This is a genomic window from Rhodanobacter spathiphylli B39 (assembly GCF_000264295.1).
Taxonomy (GTDB): Bacteria; Pseudomonadota; Gammaproteobacteria; order Xanthomonadales; family Rhodanobacteraceae; genus Rhodanobacter; species Rhodanobacter spathiphylli.
Window position 1 is genome coordinate 74,827 of record NZ_AJXT01000021.1, and the last position, 15,490, is coordinate 90,316.

General features: G+C 66.2%; 13 protein-coding genes. 7 read left to right on the forward strand and 6 right to left on the reverse strand.

What is annotated here, in order from left to right; genetic code table 11:
• Nucleotides 1–53 precede the first annotated feature (53 nt).
• Nucleotides 54–449, forward strand: a complete 396-nt coding sequence (gcvH, locus tag UU7_RS09215) for a glycine cleavage system protein GcvH (protein WP_007807610.1) — start codon at nucleotides 54–56, stop codon at nucleotides 447–449.
• A gap of 105 nt (nucleotides 450–554) precedes the next feature.
• Here gcvH and UU7_RS18970 read toward each other — a convergent pair whose 3' ends face one another.
• Complete coding sequence (locus UU7_RS18970; RefSeq protein ID WP_157582088.1) at nucleotides 555–731, reverse strand: hypothetical protein; 177 nt, start codon at nucleotides 729–731, stop codon at nucleotides 555–557.
• A 449-nt stretch (nucleotides 732–1,180) separates the two neighbouring features.
• On the opposite strand from UU7_RS18970, the gene metJ reads away from it, so the two are divergent.
• Both metJ and UU7_RS09225 read left to right on the forward strand, forming a co-directional pair.
• Nucleotides 1,181–1,732, forward strand: coding sequence for a met regulon transcriptional regulator MetJ (gene metJ, locus UU7_RS19090; RefSeq protein WP_082542781.1), 552 nt, complete (start codon nucleotides 1,181–1,183; stop codon nucleotides 1,730–1,732).
• Nucleotides 1,733–2,071: 339 nt separating this feature from the next.
• A complete protein-coding gene (locus tag UU7_RS09225) occupies nucleotides 2,072–3,115 on the forward strand; it encodes an energy transducer TonB (RefSeq protein ID WP_040673169.1) in 1,044 nt (347 codons plus the stop codon).
• 196 nt (nucleotides 3,116–3,311) lie between these two features.
• On the opposite strand, the gene UU7_RS09230 is transcribed toward UU7_RS09225, so the two are convergent.
• Entirely contained in the window at nucleotides 3,312–4,514 is a 1,203-nt protein-coding gene (locus UU7_RS09230) for a serine hydrolase domain-containing protein (RefSeq protein WP_238530918.1), read from the reverse strand.
• Between the two features lie 169 nt (nucleotides 4,515–4,683).
• On the opposite strand from UU7_RS09230, the gene UU7_RS09235 reads away from it, so the two are divergent.
• Both UU7_RS09235 and UU7_RS09240 read left to right on the forward strand, forming a co-directional pair.
• Nucleotides 4,684–5,271, forward strand: a complete 588-nt coding sequence (locus UU7_RS09235; RefSeq protein ID WP_007807614.1) for a LemA family protein — start codon at nucleotides 4,684–4,686, stop codon at nucleotides 5,269–5,271.
• A 48-nt stretch (nucleotides 5,272–5,319) separates the two neighbouring features.
• Nucleotides 5,320–7,263: a M48 family metallopeptidase gene (locus UU7_RS09240; RefSeq protein WP_007807615.1), complete on the forward strand. Its 1,944-nt coding sequence runs from the start codon at nucleotides 5,320–5,322 to the stop codon at nucleotides 7,261–7,263.
• Here UU7_RS09240 and UU7_RS09245 read toward each other — a convergent pair.
• The gene (locus UU7_RS09245) at nucleotides 7,248–8,855 is read right to left on the reverse strand and encodes a GMC family oxidoreductase (protein ID WP_007807616.1); all 1,608 of its coding nucleotides are present in this window, start codon (nucleotides 8,853–8,855) and stop codon (nucleotides 7,248–7,250) included. The two genes, UU7_RS09240 and UU7_RS09245, sit on opposite strands and share 16 nt — an antisense overlap.
• 116 nt (nucleotides 8,856–8,971) lie before the next feature.
• Between UU7_RS09245 and UU7_RS09250 the strand changes: the two genes are divergently transcribed.
• Nucleotides 8,972–10,237: an NTP/NDP exchange transporter gene (locus tag UU7_RS09250; RefSeq protein ID WP_007807617.1), complete on the forward strand. Its 1,266-nt coding sequence runs from the start codon at nucleotides 8,972–8,974 to the stop codon at nucleotides 10,235–10,237.
• Nucleotides 10,238–10,255: 18 nt separating this feature from the next.
• On the opposite strand, the gene UU7_RS09255 is transcribed toward UU7_RS09250, so the two are convergent.
• Nucleotides 10,256–10,684, reverse strand: coding sequence for a CBS domain-containing protein (locus tag UU7_RS09255; protein WP_007807618.1), 429 nt, complete (start codon nucleotides 10,682–10,684; stop codon nucleotides 10,256–10,258).
• A 124-nt stretch (nucleotides 10,685–10,808) separates the two neighbouring features.
• A complete protein-coding gene (gene mtgA / locus UU7_RS09260; protein WP_007807619.1) occupies nucleotides 10,809–11,558 on the reverse strand; it encodes a monofunctional biosynthetic peptidoglycan transglycosylase in 750 nt (249 codons plus the stop codon).
• An 80-nt stretch (nucleotides 11,559–11,638) separates the two neighbouring features.
• Between mtgA and hslO the strand changes: the two genes are divergently transcribed.
• Nucleotides 11,639–12,559 (forward strand): Hsp33 family molecular chaperone HslO, encoded by a 921-nt coding sequence (gene hslO, locus UU7_RS09265; protein WP_007807620.1) that lies wholly within the window; start codon nucleotides 11,639–11,641, stop codon nucleotides 12,557–12,559.
• A 6-nt stretch (nucleotides 12,560–12,565) separates the two neighbouring features.
• On the opposite strand, the gene UU7_RS09270 is transcribed toward hslO, so the two are convergent.
• Nucleotides 12,566–15,466 (reverse strand): bifunctional diguanylate cyclase/phosphodiesterase, encoded by a 2,901-nt coding sequence (locus UU7_RS09270; protein ID WP_040673170.1) that lies wholly within the window; start codon nucleotides 15,464–15,466, stop codon nucleotides 12,566–12,568.
• Nucleotides 15,467–15,490: the final 24 nt, after the last annotated feature.

A 15,490-nucleotide genomic window follows, 5' to 3' on the forward strand; every position in this document is an offset into this window, starting at 1 on the left:
CGGATGTGGCTAGAATCATCGCCTGCAACCCAACCCAATGAGTGGAACCCATCATGAGCGAGATTCCCGGCGATCTGAAATTTCTCAAGTCCCACGAGTGGGCCCGCGTCGAGGACGACGGCCTGGTTCGGGTGGGCATCTCCGATCACGCGCAGGGCCAGCTTGGCGACCTTGTCTACGTCGAGCTGCCGGAAGTCGGTTCGGCGGTGAAGGCCGGCACCGGCGCAGCCGTGGTGGAGTCGGTGAAGGCTGCCTCGGACATCTACGCACCGGTCTCGGGCGAGATCGTCGAGGTCAACGAGCTGCTCAACGACAAGCCGGAAACCATCAACGAGGATGCCTTCGGTGAAGGCTGGATCTTCCTGGTGCGTCCCAGTGACCGTGCCGAGCTCGACGAACTGCTGGACGCGAACGACTACCAGGATCTGGTCGAGAACGAAGACCACTGAGTCCTTCATTCGTCGAGTCCCGACCCGCCGGCCGCTTTCGCGGCCGGCGTCGTTTTCGGGGTAACGGTCTGGCCACTCCGGATGGTTCGTCGTGCCGCGCCGGAGTCATTCGGCACAAGACGGATACCGCGGCATCCTTCGGGAACGGGTGATGCGGATCACGACGAAATCACGGGGAAGTTGGCGCGGAGTTCCCGCCAGGATTTTCATCGGCAGATCTTCCTCGCGCAGTCGTCGAACGGAACGCGACGACGATCGATCGGTCGGCAAGCGCGTGCTCATGCATCGTCCCTGGTGAGGAAGTCCGGATGCCTCGGCCGGGCGACGATGCGTTCCGAGGCTGTCCGGTCCTGGGTCGGAGTCATCTTCCGGCGCCTGGCAGAAAAGATTTCAGTCGCGTTCCGTTCATCTGCCAGCGGCGACGTCGCGATGGCCGTTTGGTCTTGCGCCGGACTTGCGCATTCGTGCAACCGATTTTCGACTTTTTTCAGCCGCGCATGGCGAAAGCCTTGCAGTGCAAGGCTTTCAAGGCATTGGTCAAATGTTGATCAAATTTCGTTTGGACGTATGGACGTCCAATTGAAAGATGCCGTCAAGTCCCGCAGGCCGCATCGCGTGGTGGTTCCGGGCGGATTGCGGCCGGTCGGGCCGGTCGATTTCATGATTGAAATCAATTGACACCAGAAATCTTCAGGGATAGCTTTCGCAACAGATCACGGGGAATGCGTTTTATGGCAACAACCAAATTCATCAAGCCGTACGTCGAACACGGTGAAAAGGCGAATGCAGTACGCAAGATCACTGTCTCGATTCCGCTGCATGTATTGCGGCGGCTTTCTGATTTGCGCACCCACCGTCAAGTGAACAATCTTCGGCACGCTACCAACAGTGACGTGTTGGTCGAAGCGTTCCTGCACGCTTTTACTGGGCAACCACTGCCAACTGATGAGGAGCTGAGACGAACCATGGCCACTGCCAAGAAACCCGCTGCAAAGAAACCGGCCGCCAAGAAGGCCGCCGCCAAGAAGCCCGCCGTGAAGAAGGTTGCCGCCAAGAAGGCTGCCGCCAAGAAGCCGGTAGCGAAGAAGCCGGCAGCCAAGAAGGTTGCCGCCAAGAAGCCGGCCGCCAAGAAGGCTGCTGCCAAGAAGCCGGCTGCTGCCAAGAAAGCTGCCGTGAAGAAGGTTGCGAAGAAGGCTGCGCCGAAGAAGGCTGCCGCCAAGAAAGCTGCACCGGCCAAGGTGGTGAAGGCCACCAAGACCGCCAAAGCCAAAGCGAAGAAGTAAGTAACCCGCGTCACCCAACAATAAGACAAGCCATCGACTTCTCTCCCCGCGGTGCCCAGCGCGGGGAGAGCACTTCGAAAGATTCGTCCCGGCCTGGCCGGGACGCTTCGTTTCCGGCGACGAAAAGTCCGGCGCGACACCCGGGCCAGTTGGTCCGCACCCCGACGTGCCGGCAGGCGAGGCCTCGTTCCCCGGCCCTGAATTCGCGGGCCATTTGCCGTGCTGTCCCATTGGAGTTACCTTCTGCACATCCGCGCCGCGGTGAATCCGGGGGATTCGTCGCTCCTGGGTGTACAGGGGGAAAAAGCGCGGGTATCTGTCGACACTCAGTGAGAGACCATGGATACCCGATACATACTTGATGCGCGCCGGCATGCGCGCGGGGCCATTCGCCCCACCATGATTGCCGTCATCGCCATCGTTGTCCTGCTTGCCGTAGGCGCGTGGTTCCTCATCATCAAGCCGCACCAGGATCTGGTGATGGCCGACTCGGGTGGCCATCCGTCCACGCCGGTTTCCACTGCAACGCGGGCGGCGCCGCCACCGGCCAACGTGGCGGCGATGGACTTGAACCAGCTGCTCGCCGAGGCGCGCACCGCCATGAACGAGCAGCGCTATCTGGCGCCGTCCGGCAACAATGCCTTCGAGTTCTACCTGCGCGTGCTGGAGAAGGAGCCGGGCAACAAGGTCGCTTCGGATGCCTTGCGCGAGACGTTCCCGTTCGCAGCCAATTCGGCGGAGCAGGCGATCAACTCGCGTGACTTCAACGAGGCCCAGCGCCAGATCGATCTGCTGGCCAAGGCGGATCCGGCGAACTTCACGCTGACCATCCTGCGTTCCAAGCTGGATGCCCAGCGCAAGACCCTGGACAAGCAGCAACAGCTGGCCCTGGATCAGGAGAAGGCGGCGCAGCTTGCCGCGCAGAAGGCGGCGGCGGACAAGGCTGCCGCCGATCAGCTGGCCGAACAGCAGAAGGCGCTGGCCGCCGAACAGCAGAAGGCGCAACAGGCGCGCGCGGCGCAACAGGCGAGTCAGCAGACCTCGACGGCAGCCAGCGCCACCGACTCGACTGGCGCTGCGGCCGCCGGTGCGGATCAGTCCGGCGCGACCGGGACCAACGCCGCCGCCGTGCTGGTGAAGGCGGCTCCGGCACGCTATCCCACCGCGGCCATGCGCACGCGCCAGCAGGGTTGGGTCGTGGTCACGTTCACCGTCGATCCTGACGGCAAGACCAGTGACGTAAAGGTGCTCGAATCGCAGCCGCGCCATGTATTCGACCGTGCGGCCATCGATGCCGTGGAGCGCTACCGCTTCACGCCGGCGATGAAGAACGGTGAGGCGGTTTCCAGCATCAAGCAGCAGCGGATCGAGTTCAAGCTCTGATCCGGAAGTGAGCGATGAACTGGCGGCGCATGCCCTGCATGCGCCGCCTTTTTTTCGGCCGGCGGAAATCCGGGTTCGCGAAGAAGGTGGCTTCCCGCGGCTTTCTTCCATGGCGAGCCAGGTGCATGTCCGCACTCGCCTGAATGCCGCGGTCACGGCGCGAGCGAGAACCGCCTTGCGCCAACGCCGCGCGCTCTCAGTGCTTGCGTGCCGGCCGGTGGCGCGCGCGTGGCTGGTGCTTCGGGTTCCTGGCCTTGGTCGGCGCCGCGGCCTTTGCGGGTCCTTCGATTTCGGCCCAGTCGACGTGTGGCAGGCCGAGCAGGTCGTCCAGCACCATCGGCATCAGCCCGCTGGGCGTGGGGCCGGTGGAGTTCCACAAGGTGACCACGCCGGCGCGATATTTCGGGAAGAAGCCGATCATGGTGCGGTAGCCGGCTACGGCGCCGGCGTGATAGATCAGGGTTTCACCGCCGTACTCGTACACGCGCCAGCCCAGTGCATAGTGGGCGTCGGCAAGCCGTGCGCGACGCCAGGGCGTGGCGTGCAGTTCGCTGGGCGTGGACACGCCCGGCGCGTGCAGGACGTCGAGCAGCGAAGGCGGCAACACGTCGGGGCGTCCGCCCATCTGCGCGATCAGCCATTTCTCCATGTCGCGGATGCTGGCGTTGACGCCGGCGGCGGGAGCCACCCGGTAGTAGGTCTCGTTCGGATCGAACGGAATCCAGCCGCGGCTGCTGCCACGATGCGGTCGCGCCCAGCTCTTGCTGGATTCCAGGGCGGCGCGTCCATAGCTCGCAGTGGTCATGCCCAGCGGATAGAAGATGCGCTTGTCGACCTGGTGATAGAAGAAGTCGCCGGTACGCGCGAGCACCACGTCGCCGATCATGCTGAAGGCGACGTTCTGGTAGCCGTAGCACTGACCGACGCCGCAGACCATGTCGACCTCGTCCAGCTTGCGCACGAGTTCCTCGTAGGAGGTGTCGCCTTCGAGCATGTTGTCGTAGGTGTTGCGCGGCAGGCCCAGCCGCTGCCCCAGGATGTCGCCGACGGTGGCCTGCGCGGCAGCCTGCATGTCCTTCAGCTTGAAATACGGCAGCACGTCGAGCAGCTTCGTATCCCAGCCGAGCTTGCCGTCGTCGACCAGAAGGCCGGTGATCGCGGTGGCGAAGGCCTTGGACAGCGATGCCAGGCGGAACACGGTATGCGGCGTGATCGGATCCTTCGTGGTGGCATCGGTGTAGCCGATCGTGCCCTCGTAGACCACCTTGCCATCGATCACCACGGCGGTGGCGAGCCCGGCGACCGCATCGCGTTGCGCGACGCGATTGAGCCAGCGCTGGTAGTCCGCGAGTGTCTGCTTGACGCGTGCCGCCGGCAACTTCTGCGGTGCCTGACTCACGCTGGTGGGCGCTGGTGCCGATGCGGCGGAAGAGGGCGCCGCCTGCGCGCAAAGCGGCGCGCAGGCCAGCCCGAGAGCGCCTGCGACCAGCAAGAAGAGCTTGTGAAACTGCATGGTATTCTGATCTGGTTCCGGCGTGGGGATGCGCCTCAGGGTGGGGAATTTGTCGATGGGTCTGATCATTGTTCTGATTGTCGTCGTTCTGATTGTCTTGTACTTCGTGGCGATCTACAACGGACTGGTGACTTCGCGCAACGGCTACAAGAACGCGTTTGCGCAGATTGACGTGCAACTGACGCGCCGGCATGACCTGATCCCGAACCTGGTCGAGACGGCCAAGGGTTACCTCGCCCACGAGCGGGGTACCCTCGAGGCCGTGGTGCAGGCGCGCAACGCCGCGGTGAACGGGCTGGCCGGTGCCAAGGCCAGGCCGGGTGACGCGGCTGCGATGCAGCAGCTGGCCAGCAGTGAAAATGCTTTGACACAGACTTTGGGTCATTTGTTCGCGCTGCAGGAGGCCTATCCCGACCTGAAGGCGAACCAGACCATGATGCAGCTGTCCGAAGAACTCACCTCGACCGAGAACCGGGTGGCCTTCGCGCGGCAGGCGTACAACGATTCCGTGCTGACCTACAACAACAGGCGCGAAGTGTTTCCCGCCTCGTTCGTGGCCAACAGTTTCGGTTTCGCCGCCGCCGAACCCTTGAAGATCGAGAATCCCGCCGCGCGCGACGTGCCCAAGGTGTCCTTCAGCTGATCGCTGTCGCTTCGTGGCTCACGCCACGAAGCGGGTCCGGGAGTCTCCATGGATTTCTTTGCGCAGCAGGCTCGCGTGCGTGGCAGCAGCCGGCGCCTGGTCGTGCTGTTCGTGCTGGCGGTGGCCGCCATCGTGGCGGCGATCGATGCCGTGGTGTGGTTCACGCTGGGTCATCACCCGGTGGACGGCGGGCCGGCGCGCTCAAACCTGCCGCTGCTGCTCGGCAGCAGCCTGGCGGTGATCGCCGGCATCGGGCTCAGTTCGTGGTTCCGCATCAGGAGCCTGTCCGGCGGCGGCAGGGCCGTCGCCGAAAGCGTGGGCGCGGTGGTGGTACCGGTCGATACCCGCGACCCCGCATTGCGCCAGCTGCGCAACGTGATCGAGGAAGTGGCGATTGCGGCCGGTGTGCCGGTGCCGGACATCTGCCTGCTGGCGGACGAGCCCGGCATCAACGCGTTCGCCGCGGGCTACTCGGCATCGGACGCCGCGGTGTGCGTGACCCGCGGTTGCCTGGACCAGCTCACCCGCGATGAATTGCAGGGCGTGATCGCGCACGAGTTCAGCCATGTGCTGAACGGCGACATGCGACTGAACATCCGGCTGATGGGCCTGCTGTTCGGCGTCCTGGTGCTGGCGATCGCAGGGCGGCGGGTGATCGGGTTCGGCGGTGGCCGCAGCAGTCGGCGTGGCGGTGGCGGGCAGGTGGTGCTGATCGGGCTGGCGCTGATCGTGGTCGGCTACATCGGCTACTTCTTCGCGCGGCTGATCCAGGCTGCGGTGTCGCGTTCGCGCGAGGCGCTGGCCGATGCCTCGGCCGTGCAGTTCACCCGCCAGACCGACGGCATTGCCGGCGCGCTGAAGAAGATCGCGGCGCTCGGCGAGGGCTCGCGCCTGCAGATGGCGAACAAGCAGGAGGTGGCACACATGCTGTTCGGCGAGGCCGGCCGTTTCAATGCGCTGTTCGCCACCCATCCGCCGCTGCTGCAGCGCATTCGTGCACTGGAACCGGGTTTTCGCGAAGAGGAACTGGTCCGGATTGGCGTGGCGATGCAGCGCGCGGCCATGCCAGCTGCGGCCAGCCCCTTGTCGGCATCGGCACCGGCTGTGGCAGCGATGCGTGCCGGGGTCATTCCCGGAGCGGCGATCCCTCCCGTCGTGCCGTCGCTGCTGGCCGGCGCGTTGGCGAGCGCGGGCACGCCGGCCGGCGGACAGTTCCAGCGCGCGGCGGCATTGCATCAGGCGCTGCCCACGCGCTTGCGGGAAGCCGCGCAGCAGCCCGAGTCGGCGCTTGCGGTGGTGCTGGCGCTGACCGCCTCAGCGGCCGGACCGCAGCCGTCGCAACGGCGCATCATCGCCGATGCCTTTGGCGACGATGTGCACCAGGCGGTGCAGGGCCTCGCCGCTGAAGTGGTGAAACTGCCGCCGATTGCCCGGCTGCCGCTGGCCTCGCTGGCCTTCCCCGCGCTGAAGCAGTTGCCGCCGGCGCGTCAGCAGACCGTGCAGAACACGCTTGATGCGCTGGTCCATGCCGATGGCCGGGTCGACCTCAACGAGTATTGTCTGGCCCGGCTGCTGCGCCTGCAGCTGAGCGAGGCGCAGCAGCCTCGACGTGCGCCGATCGATGGCGCGAAGAAGCTGCCGGCTTGCCGCGCCAGCGTCATCATGGTCTGCGCCGTGGTTGCCGCGGGCGGTTGTTCCGACGAAGCCCGCGCGCGGCGCGCCTGGCTGGTGGCGATGCAGAGCGTCTTTCCCGGCGAGGCGATCGAATGGACGCCGCCGCCAGCGGCCTGGCAGGCGCCGTTCGAGCGCGCGCTGGACGATCTGGACGACCTCCTGCCGATCGCCAAGGAGCTGGTGATCCAGGCTCTCGTGGCGGCAATCAACGCCGACGACCTGGTCAGCGTGGAAGAAGCCGAACTGCTGCGCGTGATCTGCGCCAGCCTGCATTGTCCGGTGCCGCTCGGTAACGGGGTGAATCAGGCCACTGCCTGACTCGCGCCGCTTCCCGTCAGCAACGCGCTCGCCCGCTCGGCGATCATGATCGTCGGTGCATTGGTGTTGCCGGTGGGAAGCGCTGGCATCACCGAGGCATCGACCACGCGCAGGCCATCGATGCCGCGCACGCGCAATTCGCTGTCGACCACCGCGTGATCGTCGTTGCCCATGCGGCAGGTGCCGACCGGGTGATAGATGGTTTCCGCCTTGCGTCGGATGAAGTCGGTGTATTCGGCGTCGGTGTCGATGCGGCGTTCGGGAAACACCGGGGCGCCACGATGGGGGGCGAATGCAGGCTGGTCCAGGATCTCGCGCGACAGCCGCGCGGCCTCGATCATCAGCTTCAGGTCATGGCCTTCCGGGTCGCCCAGGTAATTCGCGTGGATCGCGATCGGTTGCGCCGGATCGGCCGAGTGCAGGCGCAACCGGCCGCGGCTGCGCGGGTGCAGGTAGCAGGCGTGCAGCGTATAGCCGTAGCCTGGCAGGCGGTGGCGGCCGTGATCGTCGAGCAGTGCCGGCACGAAATGGAACTGCAGGTCGCAACGCTCGTCGCCGGCGAAGCGGCTGCGCACGAAACCGCCGGCCTCGGCCACGTTGGAACTGCCCGGTCCATCGCGGTGGCGCAACCAGCGCAGGCCCGCGGACAGTTCGTTGAGGTGGTCATAGCTGATCCGGGTCGCATTGCCATCGAGCGTGCAGATGTCCAGATGGTCCTGCAGGTTGCCGCCGACGCCGGGCAGGTCCGCCTGCACCGCGATACCGTGGTTGCGCAGGTGATCGGCCGGGCCCAGTCCCGACAGCATCAGCAGTTGCGGCGAGTTGATCGCGCCCGCGGCGAGGATCACCTCGCCGCCCTCGATCCGTTCCGTGCCGTGCCGGCCGCGGCGCAACTGCACGCCGATGGCGCGGCCGTGCTCGATCAGCACGCGCTCGACCAGCGCGCCCGTGCGCACCTGCAGGTTGGCGCGACCGCGCACCGGTTTCAGGAACGCCGCTGCCGTCGAGCAGCGGGCGCCGTCACGCTGGGTGACCTGGTACAGGCCGAAGCCGGCCTGGCCGACGCCATTGAAATCGTCGTTGCGCGGATGCCCCGCACTGGCGGTCGCCTCGATCAGCACCCGTGACAACGGGTTGACGTGACGCAGGTCGGATACGCCGAGCGGACCGTGCATGCCGTGCAATGGGCTATCGCCGCGGCTGTTGTCTTCGCTGCGCACGAACCAGGGCAGCACCTCGTTCCACGACCAGCGCGGGTCGCCAGTGAGCCGGGCCCACTCGTCGTAATCGGCGGCGACCCCGCGGATGTAGCACATCGCGTTGATCGAGCTGGAACCGCCCAGCGTCCTGCCGCGCGGCCACCACAGTCGGCGCTGGTTGAGCGCAGGCTCCGCTTCGGTGCGGTAGTTCCAGTTGAGGCGGCGATTGTTGGCCAGCCGCGCGATGCCGGCGGGCATGTGGATCAGCGGGTTCCAGTCGGTCGGGCCCGCCTCCAGCAGCAACACGCGCGTGGCCGGGTTGGCGCTGAGCCGGTTGGCCAGCACGCAGCCGGCCGAGCCGGCGCCGACGATGATGTAGTCATGGCGATCCATCAAGCTGCTGCCCCCGAAGAGTGAACATGGTCGCGTGCTAGGCTTGCCGCGCCCCACGCCGGATGTGCGAAGTGAGTCTGTACCGTCGGACCATGGTGAAACAAGCTGCAGCGCCGATGCTCTCCGCATTGGCGTTCTTCTTCGTGATGACTTCGTATTACATCATCCGGCCGGTGCGTGACCAGTTGAGCGGTGCGGTCGGTTCGCAGTCGCTGCCGTTGTTCTACGGCGCGGTGTTCGTGGTGATGCTGCTGATGACGCCGCTGTTCGGCGCCCTGGTGGCGCGTTTTCCGCGTCGCCAGCTGCTGGGCTGGAGCTACAGCTTCTTCATCGTGTGCCTGCTCGCGTTCGTGCCGGCCTTCATGGCGCAGGACCGGATCGGTGCGCGCGAACTGGGCGTGGTGTTCTTCGTCTGGGTCAGCGTGTTCAACCTGTTCGTGGTGTCGCTGTTCTGGAGCTTCATGGCGGACATCTTCTCCAGCGGCCAGGCGCGGCGCGTGTTCTCGCTGATCGCGCTGGGTGGCATGGCCGGTGCGATCTTCGGGCCGCTGGTGACCAAGCTGCTGGTGCATCTGATCGGCGTCGCGCCACTGCTGCTGGTGTCATCGGTGTCGTTGACCGCATCGATGATCCTGTTGCTGCGTCTTTCCGCCAGTCACGATCGTCAGCCCGGCAGCCAGGGCGACGAGGTGATCGGCGGCTCGTTGTGGGCCGGCATCAAGCAGCTGTGGTCACATCCCTTCCTGCGCTACATGGCCTTGCTGATGCTGTTCGGTGACGGCATCGGCACGCTGGCGTACGCGATGGTGGCCGATTACGCCAAGGCGAATTTCGCCGATGCCGTGGCGCGCACGGCGTTCTACAACAATCTGGATCTGGCCACCAACCTGCTCGGCGCGGCGCTGCAACTGAGCATCACGCCGTGGCTGCTGGTGCGTCGCGGCGCCGGCTGGGGCCTGGTCGTGCCGTCGCTGGTGAATCTGGTTTTGCTGGCTGCGGTGGCGCTGATCGGCAGCGGCAGCGTTTCGTTCTTCGGCTACAGCGTGCCGTTGTTGCTGGCGGTGATGCTGGTAATCACGCGCGGCTTTGCCTACGGCATGACCAAGCCCGCGGTGGATGCGTTGTATACGCGGGTGCCGCGCGAGATGCGCTACAAGGGCAAGAACTTCGTCGAGACCGCGGTGTGGCGCTTCGGTGACCTGGTGGTGACCAGTGCGGTGAGCTGGCTGCGGATGCTGGGCTGGGGCATCGGCGGACTGGCGCTCGCCGGCGCGGGTGTGGCGGCGCTGGCGACGCTGGTGTCCCGCCGTGCAGGCTGGTCGCCGGACCTGGAGCCGGAAGAAAGGGTGCGCGCGAACACGGATGCGGAAGCGCCGCTTTGAGGCGGGCTCTCCCGAATCTCAGCTGGTGATGTAGCGCTCCAGATGCTCGATCTGTTCGGCCTGGGCGTCGATCACCGCCTTGACCAGGTCGCCGATGGAGATCACCCCGACCACCGTGTCGCCTTCCACCACTGGCAGGTGGCGGATGCGGCTGTCGGTGCACAGGCGCATGCAGTCGAACACGTCGGTGTCGGGGCCAACGGTGAGCGGGGTGCCGGTCATGATGTCGGACACCGCGGTCTGCGAGGAGGAGCGGCCCTGCAGGATCACCTTGCGCGCGTAGTCGCGCTCGGACATCACGCCGACCAGCTTCTCGCCATGCATCACCAGCAGCGCACCGACGCGATGCTCGGCCATGTGCTTGATCGCTTCGAGGACGGGGGTTTCCGGTGCAACGCGGTAGATCGCATTGCCCTTGCCTTGCAGAAGATGTTTGACCTGGCTCATGCGCGGATCCCCATTCGGCTACGGACGGGCTGCCCGGTGCCGAGTCTAGCGCCGCCTTGGTTCGCGCGTGTAGTGAAGTTGTGAATCGTGGCGCGCAGCAGCGAGCCCATGCCTGCCGCCGGGCTCAACGGCCCCGCCGTGGCGGATGTGCCGGAGCCTGGCCCTCGACGTAGCCGGTTCCGCCCAGCTGCATCATCTGCTGCTGGATCCAGTTCGTCCGGCGCTGCACGTAGGCACTGGGCCGGTCTGCGTGCATGCGGCGCGGGCTGGGCAGGACCGCGGCCAGGCGGGCGGCCTGGGCCGGCCCCAGTCGTGCCGGTGGGGTGTGGAAATAGATCTCGCTGGCCGCGCCGACACCGTAGACGCCGTCGCCCAGCTCGGCGATGTTCACGTACACCTCGAGGATGCGCTGTTTGGGCCAGGTCAGTTCGATCAGCACGGTGAAGTACGCTTCCAGGCCCTTGCGCACGAAGCTGCGGCCGTTCCACAGGAACAGGTTCTTGGCGGTCTGCTGGCTGATCGTGCTGGCCCCGCGCAGGCGCTTGCCGTCATCGGCCGCGTCGAGCGCGTCCTGGATCGAGTCGAGGTCGAATCCGTGGTGATAGGGAAACTTCTGGTCCTCGCCGGCCACCATCGCAAGCGGCACCCAGGGCGAAACCTGCTCCCACGGGACCCAGTGCTGGCGCAGGTGAAAGTCCTTCTCGCCATGGATCAGGGCACCGAGCTGCCGTTCCAGCATGACGGCCGAGGTCCATGGCGGCACGAAGCGCAACACCAGCACCAGCAGCCAGCTCAGCGCCAGCCAGCCGAGCAGCAGAATGGCGAGCGATCGCAGCAGGCGACGAAACGGGAGGCGACTGAACAAGGCGGGCATGGCTGGCAGTATAAGGGGCGTTGTGCGGGCGCCATGGCGACCCCATCTCGGCCGATTGAATCGAAACGGAATCCCCGATTGTGGAAAACCTGCCTGTCGAAGACGTAAACCTGCCCGTCCAGGACGTGCTGCATCGCTTCCTGCTGGAACGCGCCGGCGTGCGCGGGGCGCTGGTCCGGCTCGGGCCGGCCTGGCGCGAGGTGGCGGCGCGCGCGGAATATCCGCTGCCGCTGCGCGGCCTGCTTGGCGAGGCGCTGGCGGCCAGCGCGCTGCTTACCGGCAACATCAAGCTCGATGGCGCGCTGTCGCTGGAACTGAAGAGCTCCGGCGCGCTGCGCCTGCTGTTTGCCGAATGCAATGATCAGGGGCATCTGCGCGGACTGGCTCGCTGGAATGAACCATTGCCTGCACCGCTGGCCCTGGACGCGTTGTCCGATGCGATCATGGCAATCACCATCGGCAATGTGGATCGCGGCCAGCGTTACCAGGGCCTGGTCGAGTTGCGGCACGCCGGTCTGGCCGATTCGCTGGAGGACTACTTCGTGAAGTCCGAGCAGTTGCCGGCGCGCATCATGCTGGCCGCCGATGGCGAACATGCCGTCGGACTGATGCTGCAGAAGTTGCCGGGCGAGGGTGGCATCGACGCCGTGCACGACGAGGACGCCTGGAACCGCGTGCTGCAGCTCACCGCGACCCTGGGCGTGGAGGAATTGCTGGGCGTTGCGCCGGAGCAGCTGCTGTATCGCCTTTATCACGAGGAGTCGGTGCGCCTGTTCGAACCTCGGCCGCTGGCATTCGGATGCAGCTGCAGCCGCGAACGGGTGACGGCGATGCTGCGTTCGCTGGGTCGCGAGGAAGTGGAAGCGGCCCTGCTGGCCCGCGACAACGAGATCGAGGTGATCTGCGAGTTTTGCGCGCAGCGCTACCACTTCGACCGCATCGATGCCGAGCATCTGCTCAGTGACAGTGCGGCGCCAGCGGCGCCAGGTACCGCGCAGTGAACTGCTTCAGGCCAGCAGCAGGGGTTTTTCGGCACTGAGCCAGGTGCTGGCCGGTTGTGGCCGGGCGAACAGGAATCCCTGGCCGTAACGGCAACCCACGCGCATCAGCGCCTGGCGTTGCGACTCTTCCTCGATGCCTTCGGCGATCACCTTCATCTGCAGCGAATCGGCCAGCACCTGGATCGCGCGCACCAGCGCCAAGCCCTGGGTCTCGGTGTCGTCCGGCGGCAGCTCGGTGATGAAGGAACGATCGATCTTCAGCGTCTCGAACGGATACTGGTGGAGATAGCTGAGCGAGGAATAGCCGGTGCCGAAGTCGTCCAGCGCGATGCCGACGCCGTGGCTGCGCAGGTTCTGCAGCATCTGCTTGACCTGGGTCGGATTCTCCAGCAGCGCGTGCTCGGTGACCTCGATGCGGATGCAGCGGGTGGGCACGGCGTACTGGTTGAACAGCGCCAGCAGGCGCTGGTCGAGATCGGCCACCCGGAAGTGCCGGCCGGACACGTTGATGCTGATGAAGCCTTCGGTACCGATCAGGCGCACGGCCTGGGTGCACACCTGCTCGAAGATCTGCCAGTCGATCGCCTCGGCGCAGCCGCATTCCTCGGCGATCAACAGGAAATCGCCCGGCGAGAGCAGGCCGCGTTCGGGATGATGCCAGCGCAGCAGCGCCTCGTAACCGGTGACGCGTCCGTCGGAGAGTTCCACGATCGGCTGGTAGAACGGCTCGAATTCGTTGCGGCTGAGCGCGTGGCGCAGGTCGCTTTCCATGTCCAGCAGCGACAACGCCTCGCGGCGCAGGCGGTCGTCGAACATCGCTGCACGATGGCGACCGCCATCCTTGGCGTTGTACATCGCCGCGTCGGCGTCGCGCAGCAGTTCCTCGGGCTGGCGGTAATGCGGGCTGGACAGCGCGATGCCGATCGACGCCGAGGTGAAGATCTCCTTGGTGCCAAGCCGGAACGGCGTCTGCAGTTCGCTGATGATGCGATCGGCGATCAGCATCGGCTTGGCGGTGTCCACGATGCCTTCCAGCAGCACGGCGAACTCGTCGCCACCCAGCCGCGCCACCACGTCGCGCGTTTTCAGGCAGGCGCGAATCCTGCCACCCACCTGGAACAGCAGGTCGTCGCCGACCAGGTGCCCGACCGAGTCGTTGATCACCTTGAAGCGGTCCAGGTCGATGAACAGCACCGCGAACTGTTCGTTCGGATTGGCGATGTAACGCTGCATTGCCTGTTCGAGGCGTTGCAGCAACAGGGTGCGGTTCGGCAGGCCGGTCAGCGAGTCGTGCAGTGTCTCGTACTTCAGCCGGCGCTCGACCCGCTCGCGCTCGGCGATCTGTTCACGCAGGTCGCGATTGGCCAGTGCCAGGGCGCGGGTGCGCTCGGTGACGCGGCGTTCCAGCCCGGCGTAGGCCTGCTTCAGCGAGGTCGCCGCCTGCTTGCGTTGCAACGCGTTGGCGATGTGGTAGCTGACGAAGGTCAGCAGTTCCTGGTCGCGCTCGTTGTAGGTGTGTTCGGGCGAGTAGCTTTGCAGCGCCAGCACGCCGGTCGCCTTGCCGCCCCAGATCAGCGGCACGCCAAGCCAGCACACCGAACGGGTGCCGAAGTGGCTGATCTCGCCGAGCGCGCTGAGCCGCTCGATCTCGGCCGGCGTTGCCAGCAGCGGCTTCGCGTGGCGCAGCACATATTCGGTGGCGCCTCGACCGTGCGCGCGCGGTGGACGCACGTTGTCGATGTCGTCCACCGAATACGGGAAGGTGAGCTGCCCGCTTTCCTCGTCGACCAGGGCGATGTAGAAATTGCGCGCGTACAGCAGCCCGCTGATCACCTGGTGGGTGGCGGCGTAGAACTTCTCCAGGCTTTCGGCGGTGTTGGCCAGTTCCGCGATGCGGAACAGCGCCGCCTGCAGGCGTTCCCCGCGCTGACGCTGCAGCACCTGCTGGCGCAGCACGCGGTTGGCCTCGCGCAGCGCCGCCGTGCGGTCGGTGACGCGCCGTCCCAGTTCGATGTGGGCCTCGCGCCGTTCCAGTGCCGTCTGCACGTGCTGGGCCACGTAGTTGAGCAGGTCCAGGTCGTGCCGCGAATAGTGCGTGTCCGGCCGATAGCTCTGCATCACGATGCCGCCGACCACGCGACCGGCGCGCAGCAGTGGCGCGCCGAGCCAGTGCTCGCAGCTGGGGCCGACCAGCACGAAGCGGTCGCCGAACTGCTGCCTCAGCTCGTCGATGGAACCCATCAGCGGCCGGCCTTCCTGCAACAGGTTCCAGGTCAGGCTGTGCAGCAGCTCGTGCATCGGCACGCTCTGGTCCGGCGGCGGCGGATCGGTGTCGGCGATGTCGACGTAATAGGGAAAGCGAACCGTGTCGGTCGCCGCGTCGTACAGCACGATGTAGAAGTTTTCCGCGTACATCAGGCTGCTGACGATGGCATGCAGCGAGCGCATCATCTCGGGCATGTCATGCCCGGCGCCCGCCTGTTCGGCGATGGCGTAGAGCGCGCGTTGCAGGCGCTCGGCCAGGGCCAGGCGCGAAATGGCCTCGTACAGGCGGCTGGTCTCGGCCAACTGGCGCAGGCGGATGTCGGCCAGCCGACCCAGCCACTCCAGCTGGTCGCGCGTGACCTCGGCCAGCGGCAGGTCGGCCCATTCCAGGATCAGGGTGCGCGAACCTTGCGGGTCTTCGGCGAGATCCAGCTGGCCAGCCAGGTGCGCGACCTGTTCGTCGCGCCGGCGCCAGCGCAGATGCCCCTGGACCCCGAAATGGGTCAGCACCAGCTCGCAGATCTCCATCACGCCAGCCGCATCCGCCGCCTCGAACAGGCGTTCGACCGCCGCGTGCAAGGCCGCAGGGTCTCGCGACACCGGCGGTGACGGAGAGGGACGGATCGTCGGTGTGGCGCTCATGAGGCTAAGGCTGCTTCCGGGACG